General features: G+C 27.7%; 17 protein-coding genes and 5 tRNA genes. 15 read left to right on the top strand and 7 right to left on the bottom strand.

From position 1 onward, the window contains the following. Positions 1-44 precede the first annotated feature (44 nt). From panB to ASKIR_RS07800, 3 genes are read left to right on the top strand one after another with little or no spacing between them, the layout of a single operon-like run. Positions 45-854 (top strand): 3-methyl-2-oxobutanoate hydroxymethyltransferase, encoded by an 810-nt coding sequence (gene panB, locus ASKIR_RS07810; protein WP_066407428.1) that lies wholly within the window; start codon positions 45-47, stop codon positions 852-854. A 27-nt stretch (positions 855-881) separates the two neighbouring features. After that, a complete protein-coding gene (ruvB, locus tag ASKIR_RS07805; RefSeq protein WP_066407425.1) occupies positions 882-1916 on the top strand; it encodes a Holliday junction branch migration DNA helicase RuvB in 1035 nt (344 codons plus the stop codon). Then, a complete protein-coding gene (locus tag ASKIR_RS07800) occupies positions 1913-2947 on the top strand; it encodes an AI-2E family transporter (RefSeq protein ID WP_066407422.1) in 1035 nt (344 codons plus the stop codon). The genes ruvB and ASKIR_RS07800 overlap by 4 nt, the downstream gene beginning before the upstream one ends. Before the next feature lie 6 nt (positions 2948-2953). Here the strand turns inward: ASKIR_RS07800 and ASKIR_RS07795 are convergent, their stop codons facing one another. Beyond that, positions 2954-3685: a ferredoxin-thioredoxin reductase catalytic domain-containing protein gene (locus tag ASKIR_RS07795; protein ID WP_066407420.1), complete on the bottom strand. Its 732-nt coding sequence runs from the start codon at positions 3683-3685 to the stop codon at positions 2954-2956. Between the two features lie 98 nt (positions 3686-3783). Further along, positions 3784-4155: a hypothetical protein gene (locus ASKIR_RS07790; protein ID WP_115588173.1), complete on the bottom strand. Its 372-nt coding sequence runs from the start codon at positions 4153-4155 to the stop codon at positions 3784-3786. Positions 4156-4255: 100 nt separating this feature from the next. On the opposite strand from ASKIR_RS07790, the gene ASKIR_RS07785 reads away from it, so the two are divergent. The 10 genes from ASKIR_RS07785 to ASKIR_RS07740 all read left to right on the top strand — a co-directional run bounded on the left by ASKIR_RS07785 (position 4256) and on the right by ASKIR_RS07740 (position 10999). Then, entirely contained in the window at positions 4256-6616 is a 2361-nt protein-coding gene (locus ASKIR_RS07785; RefSeq protein WP_115588174.1) for an ATP-binding protein, read from the top strand. A 77-nt stretch (positions 6617-6693) separates the two neighbouring features. Then, positions 6694-6770: transfer RNA gene (locus ASKIR_RS07780), tRNA-Gly, on the top strand. 35 nt (positions 6771-6805) lie between these two features. After that, a tRNA-Met gene (locus ASKIR_RS07775) sits at positions 6806-6882 on the top strand. A 7-nt stretch (positions 6883-6889) separates the two neighbouring features. Then, a tRNA-Met gene (locus ASKIR_RS07770) sits at positions 6890-6966 on the top strand. Positions 6967-6979: 13 nt separating this feature from the next. Further along, positions 6980-7056 (top strand) — tRNA-Thr (locus tag ASKIR_RS07765). 18 nt (positions 7057-7074) lie between these two features. Further along, a tRNA-Gln gene (locus tag ASKIR_RS07760) sits at positions 7075-7149 on the top strand. Between the two features lie 118 nt (positions 7150-7267). After that, positions 7268-8248 (top strand): c-type cytochrome, encoded by a 981-nt coding sequence (locus tag ASKIR_RS07755; protein WP_066174095.1) that lies wholly within the window; start codon positions 7268-7270, stop codon positions 8246-8248. 18 nt (positions 8249-8266) lie between these two features. Continuing rightward, entirely contained in the window at positions 8267-9211 is a 945-nt protein-coding gene (locus ASKIR_RS07750; protein WP_115588175.1) for a cache domain-containing protein, read from the top strand. Beyond that, on the top strand, positions 9208-9867 hold the full coding sequence (locus tag ASKIR_RS07745; RefSeq protein ID WP_066159377.1) for a response regulator transcription factor: 660 nt from the start codon (positions 9208-9210) through the stop codon (positions 9865-9867). The genes ASKIR_RS07750 and ASKIR_RS07745 overlap by 4 nt, the downstream gene beginning before the upstream one ends. Continuing rightward, on the top strand, positions 9857-10999 hold the full coding sequence (locus tag ASKIR_RS07740) for a sensor histidine kinase (RefSeq protein ID WP_115588176.1): 1143 nt from the start codon (positions 9857-9859) through the stop codon (positions 10997-10999). The genes ASKIR_RS07745 and ASKIR_RS07740 overlap by 11 nt, the downstream gene beginning before the upstream one ends. Here ASKIR_RS07740 and sugE read toward each other — a convergent pair. Further along, a complete protein-coding gene (gene sugE / locus ASKIR_RS07735; protein WP_066350005.1) occupies positions 10989-11306 on the bottom strand; it encodes a quaternary ammonium compound efflux SMR transporter SugE in 318 nt (105 codons plus the stop codon). The two genes, ASKIR_RS07740 and sugE, sit on opposite strands and share 11 nt — an antisense overlap. Positions 11307-11435: 129 nt before the next feature. Between sugE and ASKIR_RS07730 the strand changes: the two genes are divergently transcribed. Further along, a complete protein-coding gene (locus ASKIR_RS07730) occupies positions 11436-12317 on the top strand; it encodes a DMT family transporter (protein ID WP_066350006.1) in 882 nt (293 codons plus the stop codon). A gap of 6 nt (positions 12318-12323) precedes the next feature. Here the strand turns inward: ASKIR_RS07730 and ASKIR_RS07725 are convergent, their stop codons facing one another. After that, positions 12324-13193 carry a LysR family transcriptional regulator gene (locus ASKIR_RS07725; protein WP_066159387.1) on the bottom strand — a complete coding sequence of 290 codons (870 nt, stop codon included), beginning with the start codon at positions 13191-13193 and terminating at the stop codon, positions 12324-12326. A 99-nt stretch (positions 13194-13292) separates the two neighbouring features. On the opposite strand from ASKIR_RS07725, the gene ASKIR_RS07720 reads away from it, so the two are divergent. Beyond that, positions 13293-14321 (top strand): YeiH family protein, encoded by a 1029-nt coding sequence (locus tag ASKIR_RS07720; RefSeq protein ID WP_082946346.1) that lies wholly within the window; start codon positions 13293-13295, stop codon positions 14319-14321. Between the two features lie 21 nt (positions 14322-14342). Here the strand turns inward: ASKIR_RS07720 and ASKIR_RS07715 are convergent, their stop codons facing one another. From ASKIR_RS07715 to ASKIR_RS07705, 3 genes are read right to left on the bottom strand one after another with little or no spacing between them, the layout of a single operon-like run. After that, positions 14343-15173, bottom strand: a complete 831-nt coding sequence (locus tag ASKIR_RS07715; protein ID WP_066350007.1) for a phosphate/phosphite/phosphonate ABC transporter substrate-binding protein — start codon at positions 15171-15173, stop codon at positions 14343-14345. A gap of 9 nt (positions 15174-15182) precedes the next feature. Further along, positions 15183-16310, bottom strand: a complete 1128-nt coding sequence (locus tag ASKIR_RS07710; RefSeq protein WP_066159392.1) for an acyl-CoA dehydrogenase family protein — start codon at positions 16308-16310, stop codon at positions 15183-15185. A gap of 11 nt (positions 16311-16321) precedes the next feature. Next, positions 16322-17572 (bottom strand): ferritin-like domain-containing protein, encoded by a 1251-nt coding sequence (locus ASKIR_RS07705; RefSeq protein ID WP_115588177.1) that lies wholly within the window; start codon positions 17570-17572, stop codon positions 16322-16324. Positions 17573-17660: the final 88 nt, after the last annotated feature.

Raw genomic sequence — 17660 nt, 5'->3', positions numbered from 1 at the left:
CTATTTTTAGTTATAATCAAATCTATTTTAATTTAGGATTTATTATGAGTATAATTAAACAAAATTTTGAAAAAATGAATATAACGAAGATTATAAATGCAAAAAATAGATTTAAACTAACTGTAATTACAGCATATGATGCTTTGTTTGCAAAGCTATTTTCACAAAGTGCTGATATTATACTTGTAGGAGATAGTTTGAATATGAGTTTTGCTGGTAAAGATGATACTTTAAGTGCAACGCTAGATCAGATGATTTATCACACAAATGCTGTTTGCAATGGTGCAAAAGATAGTTTTGTTGTTATGGATATGCCTTTTGGAACATATATTAATAAAGATGAAGCTTTAAAAAACTGTGTAAAAGTTTATAAAAAAACAAATGCAAGTGCTGTAAAAATTGAGGGTGGTGAAGATAGAGCTGATATTGTAAAACATCTTACATCAAACTCAATTGCTGTTATGGGTCATATTGGTCTTATGCCTCAATATGTAAGAAGTGTTGGTGGATATAAGGTTAGAGGTAAAACAAAAATTGATGAAGAGCAGTTAATTCGTGATGCAATCGCAATAGAGAAAGCTGGAGCATTTTGTATTGTAATAGAGGGTGTTATGAGCGATGTTGCACAAAAAATTACACAAGCTGTTTCAATTCCAACAATTGGAATTGGAGCTGGTAAAGAGTGTGATGGTCAAGTTTTAGTTTGGTCTGATATGTTAGGATTTTTTGAAGATTTTAAACCAAAATTTGTAAGACACTATTTAAATGGAGCTAAACTTGTAAAAGATGCTGTAAATAGTTACAGAGATGATGTTCAAACACAAAATTTTCCATCAAAAGAGGAAGAGTATTAAAATGAATTTTAAAAGCGGAGCTTTATAGTGCAAAGATTAGTTGAGGTTGAATCAGTATCTTTTGAAGAAGAGACAAATGAGCAGAGTTTAAGACCCTCTTCTTGGGATGATTATATAGGTCAAGAGAAGATTAAAAAAAATCTTAGAGTCTTTATAGATGCTTCTAAAAAAAGAGCTGAAGCGCTTGATCATATTTTATTTTATGGACCTCCAGGACTTGGAAAAACAACTCTATCTTATCTTATATCAAATGAGATGAGTACAAATATAAAAGTAACAGCTGGTCCTATGATAGAAAAGAGTGGTGATTTAGCAGCAATTTTAACAAACCTTGAAGAGGGTGATATTCTATTTATTGATGAGATTCATCGTTTAAGTCCTACTGTTGAAGAGATTTTATATCCAGCTATGGAGGATTATAGACTTGATATTATAATTGGTTCAGGACCTGCTGCTCAAACTGTAAAGATAGATTTACCAAGATTTACACTAATTGGAGCAACAACAAGAGCTGGAATGCTTTCAAATCCTCTTAGAGAGAGATTTGGAATGCATTTTAGAATGCAATTTTATACAGATGAAGAGTTAGCAAAAATTATTCAAAAAGCTTCTGTAAAGTTAGGTATATTTTGTGAAGATGAATCAGCTTTAGAGATTTCAAAAAGAAGTAGAGGAACACCAAGAGTTGCATTAAGACTACTTAGAAGAGTTAGAGATTTTTCTCAAGTTGCTAATGATAAAACCATAAAACTAGATAGATGCAAATATGCACTTGATGAGCTAGGGGTTAATGAAAATGGTTTTGATGAGATGGATATAAATCTACTTGAACTTCTTATATCAAATCGTGGAAGACCTATGGGATTGGGAACTATGGCAGCAGCTTTAAGTGAAGATGAGGGGACAATTGAAGATGCGATTGAGCCATATTTACTAGCAAACGGATATATAGAAAGAACAGCACGTGGAAGAGTTGCTAGTGTTAAAACTTATGAGATGTTTAGATTAACTCCACCAGATGGTAATAAATTAGATGATAGTTTTCAAGGAAAACTTTTTTGAAACCAGCATATTTTTTAATAACAATTTCTATAGTTTTACTATTTTTTCTTGTAGAGTTATTTAATCCATTTTTAAAATCTATTTTTGTAGCAACACTTCTTACAATTGCTACAAACTCTATGCATCAAAAAATAGAAAGAAGCATTAAAAATAGGGTATTATCAACTTCAATAATAACTTTTGCAATGGCTTCACTATTTTTTATTCCAATTTTGTATTGCATTATCTCTTTTGCTACATATTTTAATCAAGTAAATCAAGTGACTTTAGTAAATAATTTAAATGAGATAAAAATATCTTTTTTTAGTTTATTAAAAGAGTTTAGCTTTTTAAATGATTTTATAGAGAGTATTACTTCCAAGTTAGATATTGGGAAATTAGTGCAACAACTTGTATCTTTAAGTGCATATTTAGGTAAAAATAGTGCAAAATTTATGGCTGATATGTTTTTAATCTTAATATTTTTATTCTTCTTTACACTATATTCAAAACAAATTTCACAATATTTAAAAAATATTATTCCAATAAATAATGAAGATGCAACAATTTTATTTAATGAATCTTCAAGCGTTATGAGCGTAGTTTTTTACTCAATTTTAGTAACAGCAATATTTCAAGGATTTTTATTTGGAGTATTCTTAAAAATATTTGGATACGACGGTTTATTATTTGGTGTTTTATATGGTTTTGCCTCACTGATTCCCGTTATTGGTGGAGTTATTATGTGGCTTCCAGTTTCAATATATGAAGCAAGTACAGGAACTTTATCAAATGCAATATTTATTGCTATTTATTCAATAGTTGTAATATCAATTATTGCAGATACATTTATAAAACCAATAATAATAAACTATATAAATAAAAAAGTTGTAAAAAATAGAACAAATATTAGTTCACTTTTGATATTTTTCTCAATAATTGCAGGATTATCTACTTTTGGATTTTGGGGTATGATAATTGGACCTGCTATGGTTAGTCTTTTTATATCTGTAATGGAGCTATTAAGAAAGTATAGTGATATTTTTAAGTAAATATCACTACTCTCCTCTTAAAACCTCTCCTTGCCAAGTCATAATTCCATAATCTAAGTTTATAACTTTTTTAAATCCCATATTTAGCATAACTCTTTGACAATAAGCACTTCTGCTACCACTATGACAATATAAGATTATAGTTCTATCTTTTTTATCATTCAGTGGCTCAAGAGAGTTATAAAATGAAGTTGTTGGAACTAAATAATCAGTTCCCTCAATTCTAGCATTTACCCACTCCATCCACTCTCTTGTATCAACAAGTAAAAAATCAACCATTCCTAGCTCTCTAGCTTCAAGTAGTGCTTCAAGTTCAATTGAACTAATATCTTCTTTGTTTAATAAATCTTCACACTCATTTTTTGTAAGACCTCTGCTATGAGTTACTATAGCCTCTTTTGTATCAATTCCTATAAGTAATTCATCTGCTTTATCTTTTGTACAAAAGATTCCACAGTGACAGTTTCCTTTTGTTGGAATCTCTTTTGTAAGAGCTGGAACACAAGGACAAACTCTATTTTTTTCAGTTTCACTCTCTTTTATTACCATAAAACATGGACAATATTTTTTCCCATAAATTAGTTGATTTCTTGTAAGTCCCATCTCAATAGATTCAACAACTTCGAAATCAGGATTAAATACTAAATTATGTTTTTCTAATACATCTTTTGTAAATTTTTTTGTGTTTTCTAACTCATTTTTAAACTCTATTGAATTAATATCAATCTTTGCTATCATAAAAAATTCCTATATATTTAAATAAGATAAAATTATATTAGTAGTTTTAGTAGAGTTGGCTTAAAAAATATATTAAGCCAACTATTAAATTGGATAAATTAAGAGTTAGATTCCATTTGAGCTTTTTGTAAAGCTAGCATTTGAGCTTTTACTCTCATCATATCTTCTGTAGGATATTGATTTTCAACATTTCCTCTTGAAACTTTTACATAAAAATCTTCAGAGCTAGTATTAAATCCAAAATTTGTATTTGACATCACAACTTCATATCTGCTTTGAGTTGCACTATCATTTTTTATAGATTCTGCTTTTGCATCATCTTTTACATTTTCAATACTCTTTTTTTGAATTTGTTGTAGCTCTTTTTGTTCATCAGTCTTTGCTGAGTTAGAAGTAGATTTTACTTGTTGTAGCTCAATAGTAGCATTCTCTTTATACTGATCAATATTTGGTCTAATTCCAAGTTCCATACAATGCTCCTTTTCTTAAAATTTTCTTATTATACAACAAATTTTAAATTTTTTGTATATTTTTGGTTATAATCTAGTAATTTTTTTTAGGAAATATTTAATGAATAGCACTTTTGATTATGAAAAATTAAAACTTTTTTATATAGGTAAAGAAAAAGTTGAAGATAGTTTTGTTCCTCTTGTTTATCAAAACAAGGATTTATTAACTCATGCTGCAATAATAGGAATGACAGGAAGCGGAAAAACAGGTCTTGGAATAACGCTTTTAGAAGAGGCAGCAATTGATCAAATCCCATCAATAATAATTGATCCAAAAGGGGATATGACAAATTTATTATTAAATTTTTCTAATCTAAATCCAAGTGATTTTGAACCTTGGCTTGATAGTAGTGAGATTTCAAATAGTGGATTAAGTAAAGAGGATTTTGCAAAAAAAGTTTCAACTAACTATAAAGATGGTATTACAAGAGATTTTCAAGATATTAGCAGAGTAAAAAAACTAAAAGATAGTGCTGATTTTACAATCTATACACCAGCTAGTAGTGCAGGTGTTCAAGTCTCTATTTTATCATCATTTAAAGCCACAAGTATAGAAGTAATAGAAGATAATGAGCTATTCTCTACAATTATAAACTCAACAGTTCACTCAATTTTATCTTTGATTGAAAATAGCAGTGATGAGACATCAAAAGAGTCAATTCTTTTAGCCTCTATTTTTACAAACTATTTTAAAGAGCAAAAAGATTTAACTCTTGAGGAGCTTATTACTTTAATTGTAACTCCACCATTTTCAAAAATTGGAGTTTTTGATTTAGAGACATTTTTTTCAAAAAGTGATAGATTAAATTTTGCATTAAAACTTAATAATATCATTGCAAGCCCATCTTTTAGTAGTTGGCTAGAGGGTGAAACACTTGATATTTCAAAACTTTTGTACAATGAAGATGGAAAACCAAAGGTAAATATATTTTCAATTGCACATCTAAATGATTCTCAAAGAATGTTTTTTGTAACAATACTTTTAAATCAAATTGTAACTTGGATGAGAAGACAAGAGGGAACTACATCTTTAAAAGCACTGTTGTATATGGATGAGATATTTGGGTATTTTCCAGCACAGGCAAATCCTCCTTCAAAACAACCAATGCTTACACTTTTAAAACAAGCAAGAAGTTTTGGAATAGGTGTTGTTTTATCTACACAAAATCCTGTTGATATTGATTATAAAGGTTTAAGTAATATTGGAACATGGTTTATAGGAAGATTGCAAACAAAGCAGGATATAAATAGAGTAATTGATGGACTAAGTAGTTCATCATCAAGTGAAACTTTTGATAAAAATGATTTAATTTCAAAATTAACTTCACTACCAAAAAGAAATTTTATTTTAAAAAATATAAATGAAAAAAATTTAAAAGTTTTTGAGACAAGATGGGCACTATCTTATCTAAAAGGGCCACTTTCTAAAGATGCTATATCACAACTTATGAGTCATAAAAAGCAAAAAAATTATAAAAAAGAGGAAAATAGTTTAAATGAAAATAATTTTGTTGATATTTCTAAAGGTAAAGCAAAGCAAGTTATTACAAGTGGATTAAAAGAGAGTTATTTTTATAAATCACAAAATAGTGCTTACTATATGCAGGGGTATCTTCTTTTGTCTTGCAATATTCACTATAATTTAGCTTCAAAAAATATTGATTTAAAAGAGAATTTAAACTATAGATTATATTTAGATAAAAATGATAAAGAGCCAAATTTTGATGAACTTGAAGTTATAACTATAAAAGATTTTGAGCAAAAAGAGAAACAAAATAGTTTTTATTATGAACTTCCATCATATGTTTTAAATGAGTCAAGAATTAAACTTTTACAGAAGAGTTTTAATGATTTTGTATATAGAAATTCAAAACTAACTTTATACAAAAATGATGATTTAAAGCTCTTTTCAAAACAAAATGAGAGCTTGGAAGATTTTAAAATTAGGTTGCAAGATAGATTAAACGAGAATATAGATTTTGAAATAGAGAAGTTAAAAAGTAGATTAGAAAAAGAGAATAATCAAATTTTAGAAAAGATTAATAGACTTAATTTGAAACTTCAAAAAGAGAAAAAAGATTTAACAAATGCTTCAGCAAATAGCTTTATATCAATTGCAAATACAATTTTAACAGCTTTTTTTGGAAAAAGTAATTCAAAAATTAGTGCAACAAAAATAAGTAGTAGTGCAAGAACTACTTCAAAAGTCTTAAAAGAGAGAGATGATATAAAACTTATAGAAGATGAGATTAATACTCTTAAAACTCTTCAAATAACTCTTCAAGATACTCTACAAAATGAAATTGAAAAGATTAATAAGAACAACGATATTTCAAATTTAGTTATAGAAGAGTTTGATATAAAACCAAAAAGAGCTGATATTTATGATTTAAAAGTAGAAATTTTGTGGATTGAGCAGTAGGTATCTTTGCTTAAGCAAATTTTAATTTGTAAATGCTTATAATTCCACTCCTTTTTGATGCAATCACTTCAAAAAGTGCGGGAGTAGCTCAGTTGGCTAGAGCTTCTGCCTTCCAAGCAGACTGTCGCGAGTTCGAGTCTCGTCTCCCGCTCCACTTAACTTTTTAAGTTAAATTGTTCTTTTATATATCGCGGAATAGAGCAGCTAGGTAGCTCGTCGGGCTCATAACCCGAAGGTCACAGGTTCAAATCCTGTTTCCGCAACCAATTTTGTGTCAAGGTAGCTCAGCTGGTTAGAGCGCTGGTCTCATAAGCCGGAGGTCGAGGGTTCGAGTCCCTCTCTTGACACCATTTATTTATGGATGCTGGTGTAGCTCAGTTGGCTAGAGCAGCTGATTTGTAATCAGCAGGTCGGGGGTTCGACTCCCTTCACCAGCTCCACTTTTAATAACCTTTTTTTGGGGTATCGCCAAGCGGTAAGGCAACGGTTTTTGGTACCGTCATTCGAAGGTTCGAATCCTTCTACCCCATCCACTTACAATCTTTACAATAAAAATTTCTTTTGTTACAATTCAAAGCCTTGTAAAATTTCTTTTGTTATCTTCGTGTTATATTGAAATAATACAATTCAAAATCAAATTAGGAGGAAGTTATGAGAAAAATAGTAGTATTAGCAACGGTATGTAGTCTATTTGCAACAAGTGCATTTGCATTTGATCCAAAAGAGCTTGCAAAAAGAAACAGTATGGGATATAAATATGAGGGTGAAAAACTTGAGTATAAAATTCCAGATGAAAGCACAATCCCAAATAATCAAATGGGAGATATGATTAGATATGGTAAAGAGCTTATAGTTCATACTTATAAGTATATTGGACCAGAGGTTGATGATAAAAAAATGAGATACTCTGGAAATAATTTTTCATGTCAAACTTGTCACTTAGATGCTGGAACAAAGGCTTTTTCTGCACCATTTATAGGAACAAGTGCAGCTTTCCCTCAATATAGACCAAGAGAGGATACAATTGGAACTTTAGCTGAAAGAATAAATGGTTGTATGCAAAGAAGTATGAATGGTAAACCACTTCCTGTTGAGAGCAAAGAGATGAAGGCTATGGAAGCTTATACATTTTGGTTAAGTCAAGGAGTTCCTATTGGGGCTTCTAATAAGCTTGAGGGAAGAGGACTTCATAAAATTGATAGAAAAATGATTAAAAAACAAGCAGCTGATCCTGTTAAAGGTAAAGTTGTTTATACACAACACTGTGCTTCTTGTCATGGAGAAGATGGTCTTGGTGTTAAAAATGAAGGTAAGGCAAATGGTTATATGTTCCCACCACTTTGGGGACCAGATAGCTACAATAAAGGTGCTGGAATGTACAGAACTTTAAAAGCAGCTGATTTTATTAGAAGTAATATGCCATTAGGTGCTACAAAAGAGCATCCAATTTTAACAGATGAAGAGGCTTATAATGTTGCAGCTTACATGAATTTAGATACTCATGAAAGACCTGAAAAACCAAATAGAGATAAAGATTTCCCATCAGCAGCTGTAAAAGCACCTGATGCTTATATTGAAGGTAAAGACCCAATTGAAAGAAAATTCGGACCTTATGGAAATATCATTAAATAGCAAAAAGGAGTATCTTAAATGATACTTCCTTTTATAAAAACTTACAAAAAGATAGTTATACTTTTTATTATTTTGGTTCTTTTTTTTATATACTTTTTAAATAAATACAATAATATTTTAGATAAAAAAAATCTTGACATATTTGTGTCAAATCAAATCCAAATTATTGAAAATGAGTTAGAAAACCAAAAAAATCAAGCTTTGTCTTTAGCTTTAATGTTTTCACGAAATCAAGAGATTGTTAAAAATTTAGAAAATAAAAATAGTATAGAGTTAAAAAAAGAGCTTTTAAAACTTTTAAATATTATAAAAACATATACAAAAAATAGCATAGATGTTCAAATTCATACAAAAGATTTAGAGGTATTTACAAGAAGTTGGGAAGATAAAGATTTTGGATTAAAACTTGATAGTTTTAGAGAGGGTCTTGTAAAGGTTAAAAACCAAAATGAACCTTATGTTTCAAGTGAATTAGGAAAACGATTTAACATAAAAGCGATTGTACCAATTTATAATGATAAAAATATATTTATAGGTTCTCTTGAAGTAATAGTTGATTTTAAATCTCTTGTAAATAGGCTTAAAACTTTAGGGATAGACTCTGTAATTATGCTAGAGAAAGATTATTTAAAAATTGCAACTTATCACCAAAATAATCAAAAGTTTAAAGATTATGCTATTTTGGAGAGTAGTTTTACAAAAGGATTATTAGATATTTTAGAAAAAAATCCACAATTTTTAAAAAAAGATAAGTTTTATTATCAACTAGATAGTAGGATTTTTACTCAAATTCCTTTAGGAGAGTTTGAAAATAAAAGTGTTGGAGTTTTGTTTATTAGTTTTGATAAAAATATAAACAACTTTAGATATTTACCAAAATATGATTACTTTATAGATGTTGAAATAAAAGATGAAAAAAATGATAATAAAGATATTTTAAAAAAAGAGATAATAATTAGATGATAAAAATATTGTTGCTAGAAGATGACTATTTATATAAAATTTCAATTAAGGAGTTTTTAGAAGAGCTTGATTTTGTAGTTGATGATTTTGATAATGGAGAAGATGCTTTAAACTCAATTTTTGAAAAAAGGTATGATTTATTGTTACTTGATATAAGAGTTCCAAAGATGGATGGATTTGAGCTTGTAAAGCATGTAAGAGAAGCCTCTATTGATACTCCAATTATAATTTTAACTTCACTTACAGATATAAAAGATTTAAGCCGTGGATACACTCTTGGTTGCAATGATTATATTAGAAAACCTTTTGATATGATTGAGCTAAAATTTAGAATAGAGGCACTTATAAAAAATCATTTTAATTCAAGTGATGATTGCATTGAGCTTGAGTTAGGATTTAAATACAACATACAAAAATCTCTTCTTTATAGAGATGAAGAGGTGGTTGATTTATCAGCAAAAGAGCTTGAACTTCTATCTTTTTTGGTACAAAATAGAGGTTTTTTTGTATCTATTGAGTCTTTACATGAAAATGTTTGGGAAAATAAAGATATATCTTATGCAGATATTAGAATGTGTATAAAAAGAGTTAGAGAAAAAACAGACAAAGATTTTATTAAAACAAAGAGATTTTTAGGTTATAAAATTGATAAGTAGTAAATCAGAACTAAAATATATTGTAATTCAAGTAACAATTACACTTTTAATAGCTCTAATTCCAATATATTTTTATATAGATGCAACAAAAAATAATCAAGATATAAAAGATAAGATAGATTTACAAAATTATGCAAATCAAATTGTTTTGAAAATAGATTATTTTGAAAGGCAGAACAACAATATATTTTATTATCCAAGATCAAACATATATTTCTCTTCAATTTTTGATAAAAATAAAAATGAAATATTCTCTTCAAATCAATCTTTAGAGTTTTTTTATGAAGATTTTAAAAAATTTAACGATAGATTTTGTTATCAAAAAGAGTTAAATCAAAATATTTTAGATGCTTCATTTTTAATTGTTTGCAAAAAGGTTGATTATAGTGAGGTTATTTATAATGCCTTAATACTTATCTCAATAGTTACTTTTTTTATATTTTTACTCTCATTTTTTGTAATAAAACAGAGCATTGAGCCATATAAAAAATTAAATATCTATTTAGATGAGTTTTTAAAAGATGCTATGCATGAACTTAAAACCCCAATAGGAGTTGCTAGAATAAATATTGATATGTTATCAATGAGATTAAGAAATGATAAAAATATTTTAAGAGTAAAATCTGCTTTAAAAAACATGACAATTATTTATGAAGATTTAGAGTATTACATGCAACAACATGAGGTAAAAGAGTTAAAAACAGATATTAATTTATCTTCATTTTTAGAAAAAAGAGTTGAGTTTTTCAATGACTTAGCAGTTGCTAGAAATATAGTTTTTCATAAAAATATAGAAGCAAATATTGAAATAGTTTTTAATGAGATTGAAGCTTATAGAATAATTGATAATAATCTATCAAATGCAATAAAATATTCAAAAAATGATTCAAATATTTATATTAGTTTAATAAAAGATGATAAAAATATAAGGCTTGTTTTTAAAGATGAAGGAGTTGGTATAAAAGATACATCAACTGTTTTTAAAAGATATTATAGAGGCGATAATATAACAGGTGGTTTTGGGATAGGTCTTAGTATTGTAAAAAATATTTGTGATAAAAATGGTATAAAAATTGAGCTAGACTCAAAAGAGAATCAAGGCTCAACTTTTACATATATTTTTAGTTTGTAGTAAATTTAAGACCAACTATTCCTATAAGAATAAATAAAATACTTATAACTCTAATTAAAGTCATAGATTCACCAAAAAGCATAATTCCAGCAATTACAGTTCCAACAGTTCCAATACCTACCCAAACAGCATAAGCTGTACCAATAGGAAGAGCTTTTAAAGCAAGACTAAGAAGATAAAAACTAATAATCATAGTAATAATAGTAAAAATTGTAGGAATTAGTTTTGTAAATCCATCACTATATTTTAAACCAACTGCCCAAAATATCTCAAAAATACCTGCTAAAAATAGTATTGTCCAACTCATAAAAATCCTTTTGAAAAATTTAAGGCCGTCCTTGAATGAGTAAAGAGGCTAGGTCGTCCTAGCTTTTGTAGGGGCGTATTTTAGTAAATATTAGATAAAATATAAATAAAAATCAATTAAGGTAAAGTTTTGCAACAATCAACAAAAGCTCATATTTATGTAGTAATAGCAACAATTTTTATAGCAGGATCATTTCTTGCATCATATAAACTTTCAAGCACAATAGATGCAATATCATTAACTCTTTATAGATTTGTTTTAGCACTTATTTTTTTATCACCACTTGTAATTTTTAATAAAAATAGAGTAAAAGCTGTACCAAAATTCTTACCAAAAGCTATGGTTATAAGCCTTTTTTACTCTTTATATTTTATTGGTATGTTCAAAGCTTTGGAGTATACAACAGTTTTAAATACAGGCTCAATTTATACTTTAGTTCCTTTAATGACTGCAATTTTATGTATCTTTTTCTTTAAAGAGAAGATTCCTTTAGCTCAGTTGATTGTTTACATAATAGGAATAATCTCTACTTTAATAGTTGTTTTTAAAGCCAATTTAGAACTTTTATTAAAATTTTCTCTAAATCAAGGAGATATTATATTTTTAATAGCCTCTTTATCTATGGCACTTTATTCAATATTTTTAAAAGTTTTATATAAAAAAGATGATGATATTATTGTGCTTGTTTTTTCTACTTTAATGGCTGGAATAATCTGGATGAGCTTTACAATGTGGATTTTAGATATTCCTTATGAGTGGGAAAAAATTGAGGGTAATTTACTATTTTCAATGTTATATTTAGTAGTTGCAACAACAATTTTAACGCTATTTTTATATCAAAAAGCAACACTTATTTTAGGACCAAAAAAAGTTATGGCATATATTTATATAAGTCCATCTTTGGTTGCTTTAATAATGTTTATTTTTGAAAAACAGACTATCTCTTTAGGAGTTTTTATAGGTATTTTGCTTTCAGCAATTGCTACAATTATAATTTTAAGGCAAAAATAAAATATATTAATTAAATCTACTTTTTATAAACTCAATAAAGGTTTCAAAAAGTAGATTTTTTGATTTATCTTTATGATAAATTAGATAGAACTCTCTTTGTAGCTTTAAATTTTTTAATTTTATTTCAAACAATTTTTTCTCTTCTAACTCTTTTTTCACAACTACTTTTGAAATAGCAGTTACTGTATTTGAGTTGTTTAAAACAATAGTTTTTATCTCTTCAAAATCTTGTAGTTGCATAAAAATATCTAACTCTTTTGCAATTTCTCCAATTTTTGCTATAAAAATCTCCCTTGTTCCACTTCCAAGCTCTCTTAAAATCCATTTTTTATCAATAGTATCAATAAAACTCTCTTTTTTATACTCTTTATCACTTGTAACAACTACTAGCTCATCATTTGATAACTTCTCTTTTACTAAATTACTATTTTGTATATCTACTTCAATAAGCCCAATATCTAACTCACTTTTTAAAATTTTATCTATTATTTTGCTTGAATTTATTGTTAAAATATCGAGTTTTACATCCTTATATTTTGATAAAAAATCAAAATAAATATTAGGCATAATGTAGTTTGATATTGTTTTGCTTGATGCTATTTTTATATGTCCAGCTAGTTTATTCTCTTGAAAAATTGTTCTTGCATCAAAAAGTGCTAAGTAGTGAGAGTAAGTTTTTTCTTTAAAATATTTCCCCTTTTCATTTAGTATTAATTTTTTACCAATTCTATCAAATAGTTGTTCATTTAGACTACTTTCAAGTGATTTTATAGCTAATGAAATAGCTGATTGACTTATATTTAACTCACTTGCCACCTGTGTTACTTGGGGATTTTCACAAAGTTTATAAAAAAAACTTAACTCTTTTAGTGTCATATTTTTCCTTATTAAAATTATTTATTATTATATTAAAAATAATATATTTTACAAATTAAAAAAATAAGAATATAGTTTTAAAATTAAAGGAGATTTATTGTGAAAACAAATAATCAAGATATAAAATTATTAATAATAGGAACATTAGTAATCTTTGTTTTTGCAATAATATCAATATCTATTGCAAATTCAAAAATAGTTTCAAGTTTGGCAATAAGCCCATTAATCGTTGGAATTATTTTAGGGATATTTTTTGCAAATACAATAAAAGAGAGCTTTTTTGATAAATATAATCAAGCTATAACATTTAGTGCAAAAAAACTTCTAAGAGTTGGAATTATATTGTATGGTTTTAGACTTAGTTTTCAAGATATTGCAGATGTTGGTTTTGGTGGAGTTTTTGTAGCCTTTTTTATAGTTTTTTCAACTTTTATTTTAGGGTATTTTATTGGAGTTAAAGTATTAAAACTTGATAGAGAAGTTTCAATTTTATGTAGTTCAGGAGCATCTATTTGTGGAGCAGCTGCTGTTATGGCAACATCTAGCGTTGTAAAAAATGAATCATATAAAAGTGCAATTGCTGTATCTTTTGTTGTTATTTTTGGATCAATTGGGATGTTTTTGTTACCTTTTTTATACAATATTGGATTAATACCTTTGGATAATAATCAAATAGGAATCTATTTTGGTGCAGTTTTACATGAAGTTGCAAATGTTGTTGCAGCTGGAAATATGGTAAGTGATGAAGCTACAAATAGTGCAATAATTGTAAAAATGATTAGAGTTATGTTTTTGGTTCCATTTTTACTTCTTTTATCATATTTTTTGATTAAATTCCCAAATAGTGAAAATATAAAAGCAAAAAGCAAAATCATAATTCCTTGGTTTGCAGTAATTTTTATAGTTGTTGTTGCTTTTAACTCTTTTGATTTTTTAAATATTAAAACAATAGAGACAATAAATTACATAGATATGACAGTTTTAACAATGGCAATGTTTGCTTTAGGATTAAATACAAATCTTAAAAAGTTTAAAGAGGTTGGAATAAAACCCTTTTATTTAACTTTACTTCTATTTATATATTTATGTTTTATAGGATATTTTTTAGTTCTCTTTTTTGTTAAATAGTGGAAGCTAATGCCCACTATTTTACCAGTTATTTTTGATTAAATTTTGCTCTTTCATAGCTTGTGTTAAAACATCATACCCTTTAAGTTCTTTTTCTGTTGTAATAACCCATTTATTAAGACCTTCCATTTGCATCATTTTTTTAATTATTGGTTCATTTGGATCTTGCGAAAGCATCATATCTACGAATATTTTTTTTACTTTTTCATCTAAAGAATTTAGTGCTGTAAAATTACAATGACAATAACCTTCACTAGTGTAAAAAGACTCTATTTCACCTGCTGGAAATAGTCCTTCTTCAAGTACTCTAACCCAAGTACTAATACCAATCGCACCAGCATCAAGTTTATCATTTTTTATTGCTTCAAGTACATCAAATTCGCTTCTTCCTGTATCTCCATGTTTTCCTAAATCAGAATTGAATTTAACTATTTCAACATCTTTGATAGATTCACCTAATTCATTTTGTAAATATTTTAGAGGTAAAATTGCAGCTTGTGCTGAATCTGCACTTCCAAGTCCAAACTTTTTACCTTTTAAATCTTGAACTGATTTTATACCACTTTTTGCTTTTGTAATAAATACTGATTTAAAATCAATATCTGTATCTCTCATCAAAAGTGCTTGTGCTTTATGATTACTTAATTCATAAGTTCTCACCCAAGCAACATTTGTATTCCAAGCTATATCAATTTTTCCACTTAATAAATACTCAATTTGTGCTTCATAATTTGAAAAAAGAACATAATCAAGTCTTACACCATTATCATTAAAATAATCTCTTATGATATCCCAAATTGTTACGATTTTTGGGTCATAAGCAACTGAACCTACAACTATTGGTTTTTTCATTTTTTCTCCTTAAATTATTTCTTGATTTGTTAAAGCTTTTCCAAGCCAAGTTGTAAGAACATCAGTACTTGGTGCCATAACAGCAGCCGCTAGAGAATCTCTTAAAAGTCTTTCAATATTTATTCTTTTGGCATAAGCAGTTCCTCCACCAATTTTCATGGCAGTTGTACAAACATCAACAGCCATAGATGAAGCATGAATTCTTGCTGCTAATACATTTGCTTGTGCCATTGGGTCTGCTTCAATTACACTTTTTGCTGCACTTAATGTAAAGTATTTTGCACTTGCAGCTTTTGAATAGATATCTGAAATATGATTTTGAACAGTTGGAATACCACAAAGTGCTGAATTATCACTATATTTTCTATTCATTGAGTAATCAATTATTGAATTACTTGCATTTAATGCAACTCCACTATAAACAGCTGCTAATCCCATTATAAAAAATGGACCAACAGTATTAAATATTTGATCTAATCCGCTTCCTGCTGCTCCAATTCTAAATCTTTCATCAATTTTTACATTTTCTAAAATCATTGGGCAAGAAGCATTTCCTCTCATTCCAAGTCCATTCCAAGCACTATGTTCAAAAGTAATCCCTGCTAAATCTTTTGAAACCAGCCAATTATCTAGTCCTTCACTATCAAATGAGTTTGCATCAATTAAATAATAATCTGCATATTGTGCTGATGTAACAAAACTTTTTCTTCCATTCATACTTAAAGTTTGTCCATCTTTAGTAACTTTGATTTCTGGATTATAAAAATGAGTTCCTGTACCACTTTCACTATAAGCAAGTGCTAACATAATTTCGCCATTTGCAATTTTTGGTAAAAACTCTTTTTTTAACTCTTCACTTCCATGAGTTGCTAAACAATTTGTAGCAACATTATGCATCATATAACATAAAGCTGTTGTTGCACAATAATTTGCAAATGCTAAAACAGTTTGCGTATGTTCATAAAAACCAAATCCCATTCCTCCGAACTCTTTTGGAACTAAAAGACCTGTTAATTTTTTATCTTTTATAGCTTTAAAACTATCAACTGGAAATTTTCCTTCCGCATCAACTTGTGTTGTAAATGGTGCAATATTATCTTTTGCAAACTCTATCATTTCATTATATAAATTTAACATTTTTTTTCCTATTACATAAAATTTGGTGTGTGTGCTTTTGAAATATCATTCGCTAAATCTTCATCAATACCTATACTAACTAATCTTTTTATCCTATTTTCATTCATTTTTTGTTTTAAATCTTCAACTAAATCAAATCCTTTTTTATAGTCATTTGGCTCATCGCTTCCACCTGCAAGAATTGCTAAAGATTCAAGTAATAAAGATGATTCACTACTTATTTCATCCATAAACTCTTTTCTTTTAAAAGCACTGTTTTTTAGAGCATTTATCCTATTTGGATTTTGTTCAATGGCAGATTTTACATGTTCAATCCCATAAGCAACATGTCTCATTTCATCTCTTTTTGATAATCTTATAATCTTTTTTGTAGCTTCATCTGGCATATATTTTTCTAAAAAAGTTAATAAATCAACAAAAGTTCCTTCTCCCATAACATGAAGTAAAAAAGAGCTTTTAATATAATCATCTTCTTTAAATAATGAAAAAAGTGAACGCTGAGTAACTTCACTTGAATATTGAAATCCTCCGCCATTTGCATTTGCTCTTTTTGTAAATACTTCAATATGTCTTGATTCATCATTCATTAGTGATGATAAAAAAAGTGGAACTTCCATATAGTATGGATTTATTTTACTTATAAATTTTCCAGGAATATATAAAGCTGAAAATTCATTTTCAACTAAATATGTCATAATCTGACAAATTGCCTTTTCTAAAACTGGATTAAACTCAGGAATTTCATTCCAAGGAATATCTGTTGTTGCATTCCATTGTAAATTTTTCCCTTCTTCATATAAAACTGAGATTGGGTTTGACCAAACTTGTTCCTTAAAAGATAATTCAAAGTCGTAAATAGGACTATTTTCTTGAGTTATAATTCCTCTTGTTAAAAGTCCATTATTTTCTGGTGCTTTAATTAGTATTTCATCACTTAAGTTCAAATCTTTTAGTTTTGGATTAGAAGTGTCAATACCTTTCATCTTTTTATCCCAAGAAGCTTTTTGTGAAAAACTATTCTTTGATATTTTCTGAATTTTATAAGAGTATTGATTTTTTAAACTTTCTCGCCCTAAATATAAATGACCTCTTAACTTTGCCCAACCACGAAGTTCTGTTTCAATATTGGCTTTTTGTGAAACAATTTCTATTATTTCATGAGTATTAGCAAGTAAAAAAGCATTTTCAAGTTTTAAGAATAAGGCTTTTGATGGTGGTATATCACCTGTAAATATAGATATACAGTGATTTAGATTATTCAAATGAATCTCCAAAATTATACTTTAATTTTGTCCATTCTATAAATTAAAAATTCAGTGATGGAATCTCAACCTGAGATCTAAGACTGAA

Origin of the sequence: Aliarcobacter skirrowii CCUG 10374 (genome assembly GCF_003544835.1) — a bacterium.
Classification (GTDB): domain Bacteria; phylum Campylobacterota; class Campylobacteria; order Campylobacterales; family Arcobacteraceae; genus Aliarcobacter; species Aliarcobacter skirrowii.
The sequence above is the reverse complement of the archived record's forward strand: the minus strand, read 5'-3'. Positions and strand labels throughout refer to the sequence as shown.